Below are 11,720 nucleotides of genomic sequence, written 5' to 3'. Positions count from 1 at the left end.
GCGATTTCTCAACCGCCCACAAAAGACTACCTGGTCACTGACCTTTATTACTGCTGGTAACGATTTCCGCACGGACTACTTCCCGAAAATTTTCGATCAGCCGTTGCATGGCGGGGATGTCGGTTTCGTTTAGTTCCGTAAACAACCCGGCGCGCGCTTTATCGAGGCCGGACTGCAGCAGCTGATTAAATTCCGTGAGCTTGAAAAGTCGGGTCGTTGTCAGCGTATTGTGGCGGATACCGCGGTAACGATCGATGCTGCTGTCCTCAATAAAAGTGTCGAATTCGCCGTGGACGTTGGTGAGATCGTCCACCACGAGGCGGAGGAAGTGGACGTAGCCGGACCGATCCTCCCCAAAAATGGATTTGGCTTCGACGAAGGGGTCAGTCTTTTCTTTATTTGCTAGCATCCGGAAATTTGCCGTTATATCTAGTTTACGGTTTCGTAATGTTACGTAAAATGGCTAGTGCTGTTCGCGGCGCGTGACCACTTCGTAGAAATAATTTGTAACCCCCCGCCCGTTATACCTTTGCGTACCTGAAGCCACTGACCATGATCTCCCCCAACCCGCCGAGTCGAATGATTCGTCCCACCATTCTTTTGGTATTTATTCTTTGCTTGTTTGCCCATTTCCCCGGCACCGGCGTCCGCGCCCAAACCGCCGCGGGTTATTACGCCGACCAGACCTTTACGCTGGCCGACACGCTGCGGGGGGCACTGCGGCCGGAACGGACGAGTTTCGACGTGACGTACTACGAATTGCACCTGGAGATCGACGTGAACGAGCGCGCCATCGCCGGCCGCGTCGAGATGGATTACCTCGTCAAGGAACCGACCCGTCGCATTCAGCTCGACCTGTTTCGCAACATGACCATCGACAGTGTGGTCCAGAACGGCCGCCTTTTACATTATGACCGTGTGGAAAATGCCGTGTTCATCGATTTGGCGCGGACGCAGGTGCCGGATAAATTAGTAGAAAGAATGACGATTCATTACGGCGGCGTCCCTACCGTCGCCGAAAATGCACCCTGGGACGGCGGCTTCGTTTGGGCCCTCGACCAACGCGACCGCACCTGGATCGGCGTGGCTTGTGAAGGGACCGGCGCGAGCCTCTGGTGGCCAAATAAAGATTACCTGGGCGACGAACCGGATTCGATGCTCGTCAGCATCACCGTCCCGAAGCGCCTGTACGTAGCGAGTAACGGAAACTTACGCGCGGAAGTCCTGCTGGATAACCGCTACCAGAAACGCTTCGACTGGTTCGTTTCCTACCCGATCAACAATTACAACATCAGCCTCAACATCGGCTCCTACGTCCATTTTTCCGATACCTACAAAAGCTTTGACGGCGAGGAGTTAGACCTGGATTATTACGTATTAGATTACAACGAAGAGGTTGCGCGCAAGCAATTCAAGCAGGTCGATAAAATGCTGGCGGCCTACGAGCATTATTTTGGCAAATATCCCTTCTGGGATGATGGCTACGCCCTAATTGAAACGCCCTACCTCGGCATGGAACACCAGAGTGGCATCGCCTACGGTAACCGCTACATGCGCGGTTATCTCGGCGGTTTGATCCCGAAAGATATGGACTGGGATTACATCATCATCCACGAGACGGGCCACGAGTATTTCGGCAATTCCATCAGCGTGGCCGACCACGCGGAAATGTGGGTTCACGAGTCCTTTACGACTTACATGGAGGCGCTGTACGTCGAGTACCGCTACGGCGAGCCGGACGCGCGGCGGTACTTAGTGACGCAGAAACCATTCGTCAGAAACGAATCGCCGATCGTCGGTCCGCTGGGCGTGAATTTTGGCAACTTCGGTGGTTCCGACCATTACTACAAAGGCGCGTGGATCCTCCACACGCTGCGTCACGTTCTCAATGACGACCCTTTGTTTTTCGGAATGCTTCGCAGTTTTTACCAGGACAACGAACACAGCATCGTCAACACCGCGCAGGTAGTAGACTACTTTAGTAAATACGCACAGCAAGACCTCAATCCATTTTTTGAGCAGTACCTGTACCACCCCAGTATCCCGGTAATTCAGTTGCGCGAACGCGGGAGCCGGGTAGAGTACCGCTTGCGGGCTGACGTGGCGGGGTTGGCGTTGCCGGTTGGATTGGTCATCGACGGCAAACCTGTGCGCGTGGAAGCTACGGAAGCTTGGCAGCAGCTATCCGGTGATACGAGTATTGAGAAAATCCGTGTTGATGAGGGTCGCTTTTTGGTGGACCTGGAGGTAGCGGAGGAGAATCGATAAAGAACGATTTGCCCAAGCTCAACACCGCTACCACTCCATCCAGTGGGAATAAACCAAATCCACTGGCAAGCCCATGATCGTCGGGTAAGTCCCCTCGATCCGGTTAATCTTCGCCAATCCGACCCACTCCTGAATGGCGTAGGAACCCGCTTTGTCGTAGGGTTGGTAGGCGTCTACGTATTTTTCTATTTCCCGCGTCGTCATTTCGTTGAGGTAGACTTCGGCGACGCCGGCAAAGACTTCGTGCTTTTCTCCGTCCAGCAGACAGCAACCGGTCACGACAGTGTGGCGGTTGCCGGAGAGTAAACCGAGGGTTGCAATGGCCTCGGCGCGGTCGACTGGTTTACCGTAGATTTTGCCTGCGAGGATGACCACGCTATCCGCGGTGAGTAACACTTCCTCATCGGACTTCAACAAGTGTTTGGCGCCGTCCGCCTTTAGTTTGGCGAGGTAAGGCGCTACTTTAAGTACGTCCAGATCTTCCGGGTAGATTTCTTCGGTATCGGCCGTGCGTACTTCGAAAGGAATACCGGCCTGCGTGAGGAGTTGGGAGCGGCGGGGGGATTTGGAGGCTAGGATTATTTTCTTGGGCATGATTTTGGTCTTTGGTCTTTGGTCTTTGGTGCTAGCCAAGAGTACGGTTCGCTCTCAACCAAGCTAATCGTAAGCGAAGTCAGAATTCTGCCGGCACGCTGAACAGGAGTGGCTGATCCGTCCCCGGGTGCACGAAAGAAATTTCTTCCGCGTGAAGGTGGAGACGCCCGTCGGGGATGCCGTAGAGGTCGTCGCCCACGATGGAGCAATTCAGGCCGAGCGGATGGGCGCAGTGAACGCGGAGTTGGTGCGTGCGGCCGGTTACGGGCCAGAGATAGACGCGGGTGCGCTCGTTGGGTAACCGCTCGACCACTTGCCACTGCGTACGGGCCGTTTTCCCATTTTCGTGGTCCACCATCTGGCGGGGGCGATCCTCCAGGTTACCGATCAGTGGCAGGTCGATCGTGCCGGATTCTCCCGCGACCATACCCTCCACCAGGGCCACGTAACGTTTCTTGATGGAGCGCTTGAAAAACTGCTGCTGGAGTCGTTTGTGTATTTCTTTACGCTTCGTCAGGAGCAACAAGCCGCTCGTGCTCATGTCGAGCCGGTGGACGATCAGGTGGTTGCGTGCTTCGGGGAACCGTGCTTCCATGCGGGCCTGGACGGAATCTTCGATTAGCCTCCCGGGGACGGACAGAAACCCGGCGGGTTTATTCACGATCAGTAAGTCATCGTCCTCATAAACTACCGGTAGCACCTTTCCCGCCGCCGGGTTTTCTTCCATCGGGTTCGGATCCACCGCTAAGCCCCGGAGCATGTGCGTTAGGATAGGCAGGCATTTTCCCCGGCAAGCCGGGTAGTAGCGGCCGTGCTTGCGGATTTCGGACTTTGGCGACTGGCCCCACCAGAACTCCGCCATCACGACCGGTCTTAGGTCGTGCAAATAAGCGTACTGAAGCAGCTTCGGCGCGGCGCACTCCCCGGCACCGGCGGGCGGGATGTTGAAGATCGTTTGCGAAAAAATATCCAGTAGGTCACGCGTCTCCCCGTTCGCGTCGAGGAAGCGGTACTGCTGAAAAATACGCGCTTGGAGTTGATTGGAGTGGTGCTTGCGGGCCACTTTGAGGTCAGTTATTGCTTGTTGCAGCGTTGCGATTTCCGCGTCCAGGTTAGTCAGGCGGTTCTTCCAGGAGCGGGAGAGGTCGCGCAGCGCGAAGGCACCAGCTACACTTTCTTCGGCGAGTTGTTTTTCGAGGGCGGTAAATTCTTCGGCCGTTAGATCACGGGCGGCTTCCCGGCGGGCGTCGCGGTGTTTTTTGCTGACTTTGCGGTTTTGTTTCTCGGCGGCGATTTCCGCTTGTGCCCGGTCAGCGGCTTGCGCTTTTTCCTGTAAGAGAGCGGGGAGGCGGGGGGCATTTTCCAATGCTTCAATTCGCTCCGTGAAGCCATTGGTTTCGCGTTCGCCGGCTTTGTAAAAACCGTCCTCCTCCAGAATATCGAATACGGGTGGTACGAAACCGGGGAGGTGGTTCGATTCCGCTAGTTTACCCGAGTAGGCGGCTAAATAGGCAAACTGCCCACCACCTTTTTCCACTACGAGCACCCCGAACATTTTGCCCTGGCTCCCGGGTAGGTTCGGATCATCTAGTCCGAAATCGTAAGTCCATTCCGTTTGGGATGTCAGGTGAGTTTGTAAATCCTGCACGGCGGCGATGGCGAGCGGATGGGGCTCGTAGTGGAACGGGTACGTGAAACGGGCGGGCGCGCCAACTAAATGCGGGGCCGGTGCCGGGGGGAGGGGATGGAGCAAAGAAATTGGATCGGATTTGGCGGGGCGAAATTACGACTTGCCCGGAGAAGTCAGCTTTAACCAATGTTTGACATCCACCCGCTACCCTTCACCAACCAGCCCCCGTATCTTCGCAAACGCCCCTAACACCGAACCTACACCCATGCCCGCCGCCCGTCAACGCCCTTTGCTAATCACCTTTGCTCTGTTGCTTTTCTACTTGGCGACAGCCCCGATAGCTATCGGGGCGCAAACAACCGAACATTCCGTAGCCCGCCAGTGGAATGAGCAACTCCTCGAGGCCATCCGCAACGACTTTGCCCGCCCCGTCGTCCACGCCCGCAACCTCTACCACGTTTCCGCCGCCACGTACGACTGCTGGGCGCTGGTCAATAAAAGCGGCACGCCGGCCCTCCTCGACAATGTGCAGGTGCCAATCGATCACTGGCTCGTTCCCGACTACCCCGACCCGGAGGCCGCCGCCCGGGAAGCCGTCAGCTTCGCCGCTTACCGCCTGTTAATTCACCGCTACCAAAACTCCCCCGGCGCGGTGGGCACGACGGGAAGACTGAACGTACTACTGACGGAGCTGGGCTACGACGGGGCCAACGTCAGCCTCGACTACAAAAGTGGCGACCCCGCCGCGCTGGGTAACTACGTTGCCAGCCAGATTATCCGCTACGGCATGACCGACGGCTCGAACGAAGCCATGGATTTCGCGAACAGCGAGTACGCCGACCCCGTCAACCCCGCCCTCGATTTCAATAACGTCTTCTCCATCTTCCAACTGCGCGACCCCGTTCGGTGGCAGTCCCTGCAGTTTCCGGGGGTTGTAATCGACCAGTCGGGCAACCCCGTGGGCGACGGCGCGCCCCTCCCCTTCCTCGGCGCCGAATGGGGCCGCGTAACGCCCTTCGCGATGGACGCGGCGGACCGCAGCATGGCCGACGCCGACTTTCAATTCGGCAACAGCTTCGTTTACCACGACCCCGGCCCGCCCCCCGTGTTTACCCGGACGGACACCGCCGGCCTGGCCGAATACCGCTGGAACTTCGAGACCGTCCTCAAGTGGTCCGGTCACCTCGACCCCAGCGACGGCGTGGAGTGGGACATCTCCCCCGGTGCCAGCGGCAACCTCACCGCGCCCTACCCAACCACCTTGGCCGAATACCGTGATTTTTACCTGAAGGAAGGCGGCACGGCCGGCTCGAACGGGCACGCACTCAACCCCGTCACCGGCGAAGCTTACCCACCCAACATCGTGCCCCGCGGCGATTACGCCCGCGTCCTGGCCGAATTCTGGGCCGACGGCCCCGCCAGCGAAACGCCCCCCGGCCACTGGTTCGACATCTTCAACGGCGTCATGGACCACCCGCTTTTCGAACGCAAACTTGCCGGCACCGGCCCGGAACTCAGCCCGCTCGAATACGACGTAAAAGCTTACCTCGCCCTCGGTGGCGCACTGCACGACGCGGCCATATCCGCCTGGTCGATCAAGGGTGCCTACGACTACATCCGACCCATTTCCGCGATCCGCTGGATGGGCAAGAACGGGCAGTCAACCAACCCCAACGGTGACAACCCCAACATTTTTGGTCTCGAACTGGACCCAGGTTACATCGAGCCACTCGATGCGCCGGGTGAACTACAGAACCTCCGGACACTGGCGCAAACGCAAGCTTGGGGATGGATCGGTCCGGACTCGATCATCGACCCGCTGACGGACGTCGCCGGTGTCGGCTGGATCAACCCCGCCTACTGGTTTCCTTACCAACGGCCCACTTTCGTGACGCCTAATTTTGCCGGTTATATTTCCGGGCACAGCACCTACAGTTCGGCGGCGGCCTACGTGCTGGAGAAAGTGACGGGCTCCCCCTTTTTCCCCGGTGGCGTGGGGGAGTTCGTAGCGAAAAAAGATGAGTTTCTGGTGTTCGAGAAGGGGCCGAGCGTGGACGTCGTTTTGCAGTGGGCGACTTACCGTGATGCGTCCGACCAGACTTCCCTGAGTCGCATCTGGGGCGGCATCCATCCACCGGTGGACGACATTCCGGGGCGGCGAATCGGCATCGTGGTGGGGGCGGACGCCGTAGAGAAGTCTTTCGACCTTTTCGCGGGTGACCTCACTTCAATTAGTGACCCCGAGCGGACACAAAATGTGCGCGTATTTCCTAATCCCGTCGCCGTTGGTGAGGACGTAATCATCGAAATACCCGAGGATTTCGGGGCGCGGACGCTGGTGCTGAGTGACTTGACGGGTCGCGCGGTGCGCCAAGTACGGACCGCGGGCGCTTTCCGAAGGCTACCCACGCAAGGATTACAACCGGGCGTCTATTTCGTGCGGGTAGCGGGAGGAAAAATACTGGGCAAAGTGGTTATTCTGTAGCGTTCTAAACGACTTCGATGGCGGCCAGACGTTCGATGCTGTCCTTTAGCGCATCACGCCAGTTGCGGGGTTGGCCGATGACCGCGGCGATTTTACGCGTGTCGAGCACGGAATAGCTGGGGCGTTTTGCCGGGGTCGGGTACTGCTCGGTCCGGATGGGTTTAAGCTCGCACTGTACGTCGCAGATGTCGAAAACGGCGTGGGCCAGGTCGTACCACGAGGCAACGCCGGCGTTGGCGAAATTATAGATGCCCGGTTCCGCTTGCGCGGCGGCGAGTTGCAGGGCGGCGGCGGCCAGGTCGGCGGCGTAAGTGGGGCTACCAATTTGGTCGGCGACGATGCTCAGAGAATCCCGCTCCCGGCCGAGGCGCAGCATTGTGCGCACGAAGTTATGGCCGTATTCAGCGTACACCCAACTGGTACGGATGACGTAAGCACCGGGGTGCTGCTTCATGACTTCATTCTCCCCTTCGAGTTTCGTGCGGGCGTAGACGCTGGTCCCGAGGGTACGGTCGTCTTCGTGCAGCGGGCGGTTGTAGCCGTCGTCGTAGACGTAATCCGTGCTGAAGTGCACGAAAGCAATTCCTCGTTCGTGGCAGGCGGCGGCCAGGCGGGCGGCTCCGTCAACGTTGACTTGCCGGCATTTATCGGGCTCGGCTTCGGCGCGGTCGACGGCCGTGTAGGCGGCGGCGTTGAAGCAAACGTCGGGCCGGGCTTCGTCGAAGGCGGCGCGCAGGTCGGCGGGTTTGGTGATGTCGAGGGTGGAGCGGTTGTAGGCAAAAATGCGCAAATCGCCGTCGTTGTGGGCGCGGGCGGCGCCGATCAGCTTCTGGCCGAGTTGGCCGCCGCCGCCGCAGATCATGATTCTTTTCATTCGGTACTTCGGTGTGGTGGGTTGCAAGGTATAACGGGCGGGGTGGCCGGTCAGTTATTTTTGGGGTCGATTTTGTCTAAGAGCATGTCGGGACTTTAGCTTCCGGCCTTGTTTTGGCCACTTTTGCGGTGGTCTTCGTTAGCAAAATCCTCATTTAGCTATGGCTAAACTCCGGTTTTGCTGCCTTAACCATCACAAAACTGTCTCAAAACCGGCCAGGAACCCAAAGTCCCAACATGCTCTAAATCCGTGGTTAACTCATTCCGGTTGGCCCACCCGGCTGCTTCCCGTAACTTCCCTTGCACCCGCGACCGCGCCGCTCACTATTCAAGCCATTATTGCTACACAAATCAGGGCGCGGCCGCCCCGACTAAGTGCGGGACTAACTACCGCGTCGCGGGTGCGAGGTTTATCCGGAGAGAACCGAGATAAGACCGACAGTGCCTACCTTAAGCCCCGATGACCGACACCCCGAAAAACGACGCGCTGCGCAAGCATTATTACCGCCGGCTGCTCAATATCCGCGACAACGCCGCCTTTTCCCCCGCCGACCGTGCCCGGGCGCTGAAGCTCCTTCACCTCGACCAATTCGAGCAGGCGACGAAAGAAGATAATTTTAATTTTTCCACCACCTACGCCCGTATTTCCTACGCCGCGCACAAATTCGGCATCAGCGGTCGCCACATCTTTCAGGAGCGCAAATACCGGACGCGCAAGGTCGACACGCTCGCGCCCCAAGAAATGGGCAAACACATCTTTACCGGCTTTCGCCTCGGCATCGAGCTGACCCGGGCGCTATTCGGTGGCGAAGTACCAATGGAATGGGTGGGCTATTTGGATACGCCCTACCCTTTCAACTACCCACGCCCACAGGTGAAATATACCCACGATTTCCTCCGGGTCGTCGTGGTGGATTTCGACGAAGAGGAAGAAACCCTGACCGTAAAGGAAGAAGCGCGCCCGGAACGAACCTACACGATTCCCTTCGGCGCCGAAGAAGTCGTCAACAAGATGGTGGCCGAAGCCATCGCCATCGTCCGCAAGATCAGCGGCGTGCCGACGGTGCTCAACCTGATTAACGCCCAGCTGCGGGATGGTGGGCAGCTTTTTCCCGAGCAGATCGTCGTTAGCCCGGATTTTCTCGTCGACGTCACCGCCGTGGCCGAATCATTCGACGGCCAGTCCAGCTTCCAGCCCTGGACGTCGCTGGCCAAGCGCTTCGTACCCTACGAGCAGAAGTTACCGCTGATGCGCGGTAACTTGGTGAACTACTTCCTGGACAAACTGGTCGAAAACCCCGACGTGACCTTTAAGGACCTGATCGGCACGATCTTTCAGGAGCAGCCGCTCGGCCTTTGTTTGTACGAGGACAACGACATCCGTAAACTGCTCACGGACCTAAAGCACCACTACCTCTCCGTCCGCAAATTCGTCACCGAGAGCCTGGACGGCATCAACGTACAGCGCGAAAACATCCTGCTGGAGCCATCTTTCCTCAGCCCTACTTACGGCGTTCAGGGTCGTTTGGACGTCCTCCAATCCGCCGACCAGCCGGGCGGGCAGACGACCATCGTCGAGCTAAAAACGAGCAAACCCTGGAAGCAGAATAAGCACAAGATCAACCAGACGAATTATATCCAGACACTGCTCTACGACCTGATGGTCAACCGGGCGCTGGGGAAGGGCGCGAACGTGCGGAGTTACATTCTTTATAGCCTCGATTACGACAACGGGCTGAAATACGCGCCGCCGGAGAAATTCCAGAAACTGGAAGCTATCGCCGCCCGCAATAAGCTGATTGGCGTCGAACTACTCATCGCCAAACTCGGCATGGACCCGGAAGAGGACCTGGCCTATGCCACCACCAAACTGATCGGTAAATTAGCTCCGGGCTTCTTCCCGAACTTAAGTGGTTTCTCGGTAAAGGACCACGCACTAGTCCTGGAAGTAACCGCAGCCCTTACCGACCTCGAAAAGCGGTACTTCGGGGCCTACCTCGGCTTCATCGCCCGCGAGCAGCAAATCTCCAAAACCGGGGAGCAAGGATCGGAAGCCGTAAACGGGCTGGCCTCGCTCTGGCTCGACGGCCGCGACGAGAAAATGGAGCGGTTCGAATTACTCGACGGGCTCAGATTCGAAGTGTACGACCCGTCGTCGTCCACCCTCACGCTCACCCGCCCGGCGGAGGATGACCGCTTGGTAAAATTTCGCAAGGGAGACCTGATCGCGCTCTACACCACCGAAGGCCAGGAGGCCAGACGTGAGGACACCGTCCGCTCGCAGGTACACAAGGGCTCCGTGCTGTCGGTCACCGCCCGAACGGTAGAGCTACGCCTGCGCAGTCAGCAGCTCAACGACCGGAGCTACCGGGGGGACGGCTACTGGAGTATCGAAAAAGATATTCTCGACAGTTCGTTTCGGAACCACTACCGCGGTTTGTTCACCTGGGCCACGGCCGGGGAAGACCTGAAGAAAATGTGGATGGGATTAATCCCGCCGGTGCAGAAAGAACCGTTACCCGACCCCATCGCGGAAACGTTGACGGACGAGCAGAACAAGATCCTGCAAAAGATTATCCCGGCCGAAGACTACTTCCTCTTGTGGGGGCCTCCCGGAACGGGCAAAACCAGCCAGATGCTTCACCACTTGGTCAAGCATTTATTGGACAATACCAGCGAAAGTATTCTTCTCGTCGCCTACACCAACCGCGCGGTCGACGAAATTTGTGAGAGCATCGAGCGCATTATTGGGCCAGACGGAAAGTCTTTTACTAATTACATCCGTATCGGTAGTAGTCTTGGTGCCGGTGAGGCTTTTCGAGACCGGCTACTCAGTGCCCGCTCGGCCGGCATCACCCGTCGTTCGGAGTTGCGGGGCATGATTGAATCTACGCGGATTTTTGTGAGTACAGTGGCTAGTGTTGGGGGGAAAAGTGACTTGTTCCAGCTCAAAAACTTTGACCGCATCATCGTCGACGAGGCCAGTCAGATTTTGGAACCCTTGTTGTGTGGCCTACTTCCCCGGGCGAAAAAAGCCTTGTTGATCGGTGACCACAAACAGCTACCCGCCGTGGTGCAGCAGGCGGCGTACGGGACGGTAGTGCGGGACGGAAAGCTTCGGGATACCGGACTGACCAGTCTCGGCAACTCTCTATTCGAGCGCCTATACCTCACGGCAAAGAAGAACGATTGGCACTGGGCTTACGACCAACTTAGCCACCAGGGGCGGATGCACGAAGACATCATGGCCTTTCCGGCGGCGCATTTCTACCAGGGTGGATTATCTATTTTACCGGATTCGATTCCGCACTCGACTACGCAGCGTCTGCCGCTTAACTTGTCATCATTATCTACGATCCTCTCCAAAAAACTAACCGAGAAGCGGTTTCTGTATTTACCCAGTAAGCGCGACGGGGACAATCCGGACCCAAAAGTGAACGGGCACGAAGCGCGAATGATGGTAGAATTAATCCAAACTTTTGAAGCACTGTACGCAGCAACCGACCGCCCGGTACTACCCGACGACATCGGCATCATCACGCCCTACCGCGCGCAAATCGCACACATCCGAAGGGAGCTAGAGCAAGCCGGGCTGAACGCGGATCACTATCAAGTTGACACCGTAGAACGCTACCAGGGCGGCGCGAAGCGGATCGTACTGATCAGTCTGTGTACCAACGACGACCGGCAAATCACCACGCTATCACAACTGAGTGAGGAGGGCGTGGACCGGAAGCTGAACGTAGCGATTACGCGGGCCCGGGAGCATTTGGTGGTGGTGGGGTGTGAGGAGGTTTTGCGGCAGAGTTTGGTTTATAGGGCACTTTTGGATCATTTGGTTTAGGGTCTGGAGCTAGAGTCTAGGGTCTT

7 protein-coding genes are annotated in these 11,720 nt (G+C 57.7%); 3 read left to right on the top strand and 4 right to left on the bottom strand.

The genetic code is table 11. The features are described from left to right. Positions 1–34 precede the first annotated feature (34 nt). Complete coding sequence (locus tag GGR27_RS09455) at positions 35–409, bottom strand: hypothetical protein (protein WP_168037168.1); 375 nt, start codon at positions 407–409, stop codon at positions 35–37. 143 nt (positions 410–552) lie between these two features. Between GGR27_RS09455 and GGR27_RS09450 the strand changes: the two genes are divergently transcribed. Beyond that, the gene (locus GGR27_RS09450; RefSeq protein ID WP_245184506.1) at positions 553–2,268 is read left to right on the top strand and encodes a M1 family metallopeptidase; all 1,716 of its coding nucleotides are present in this window, start codon (positions 553–555) and stop codon (positions 2,266–2,268) included. 27 nt (positions 2,269–2,295) lie between these two features. Here GGR27_RS09450 and GGR27_RS09445 read toward each other — a convergent pair whose 3' ends face one another. Beyond that, positions 2,296–2,862, bottom strand: coding sequence for a Maf family protein (locus GGR27_RS09445; RefSeq protein ID WP_168037167.1), 567 nt, complete (start codon positions 2,860–2,862; stop codon positions 2,296–2,298). 79 nt (positions 2,863–2,941) lie between these two features. Then, positions 2,942–4,615, bottom strand: coding sequence for an RluA family pseudouridine synthase (locus GGR27_RS09440; protein WP_209037904.1), 1,674 nt, complete (start codon positions 4,613–4,615; stop codon positions 2,942–2,944). Positions 4,616–4,757: 142 nt separating this feature from the next. On the opposite strand from GGR27_RS09440, the gene GGR27_RS09435 reads away from it, so the two are divergent. Beyond that, positions 4,758–6,977: a DUF6851 domain-containing protein gene (locus GGR27_RS09435; RefSeq protein ID WP_168037166.1), complete on the top strand. Its 2,220-nt coding sequence runs from the start codon at positions 4,758–4,760 to the stop codon at positions 6,975–6,977. A gap of 4 nt (positions 6,978–6,981) precedes the next feature. Here the strand turns inward: GGR27_RS09435 and rfbD are convergent, their stop codons facing one another. After that, a complete protein-coding gene (gene rfbD, locus GGR27_RS09430) occupies positions 6,982–7,851 on the bottom strand; it encodes a dTDP-4-dehydrorhamnose reductase (RefSeq protein ID WP_168037165.1) in 870 nt (289 codons plus the stop codon). Between the two features lie 459 nt (positions 7,852–8,310). On the opposite strand from rfbD, the gene GGR27_RS09425 reads away from it, so the two are divergent. After that, a complete protein-coding gene (locus tag GGR27_RS09425) occupies positions 8,311–11,694 on the top strand; it encodes an ATP-dependent helicase (protein ID WP_168037164.1) in 3,384 nt (1,127 codons plus the stop codon). The last annotated feature ends 26 nt before the right edge of the window (positions 11,695–11,720 follow it).

The sequence above is a fragment of the Neolewinella antarctica genome, assembly GCF_011927835.1.
Classification (GTDB): Bacteria; Bacteroidota; Bacteroidia; order Chitinophagales; family Saprospiraceae; genus Neolewinella; species Neolewinella antarctica.
Note: the sequence above shows the minus strand (reverse complement) of the source record. Positions and strands in the feature narration are given on the sequence as shown.

Coding starts and splice junctions, on each gene's coding strand:
- rfbD (WP_168037165.1), bottom strand. CDS start 7,851: ATGAAAAGAATCATGATCTGCGGCGGCGGCGGCCAACTCGGCCAGAAG.
- GGR27_RS09450 (WP_245184506.1), top strand. CDS start 553: ATGATCTCCCCCAACCCGCCGAGTCGAATGATTCGTCCCACCATTCTT.
- GGR27_RS09445 (WP_168037167.1), bottom strand. CDS start 2,862: ATGCCCAAGAAAATAATCCTAGCCTCCAAATCCCCCCGCCGCTCCCAA.
- GGR27_RS09435 (WP_168037166.1), top strand. CDS start 4,758: ATGCCCGCCGCCCGTCAACGCCCTTTGCTAATCACCTTTGCTCTGTTG.
- GGR27_RS09425 (WP_168037164.1), top strand. CDS start 8,311: ATGACCGACACCCCGAAAAACGACGCGCTGCGCAAGCATTATTACCGC.
- GGR27_RS09455 (WP_168037168.1), bottom strand. CDS start 409: ATGCTAGCAAATAAAGAAAAGACTGACCCCTTCGTCGAAGCCAAATCC.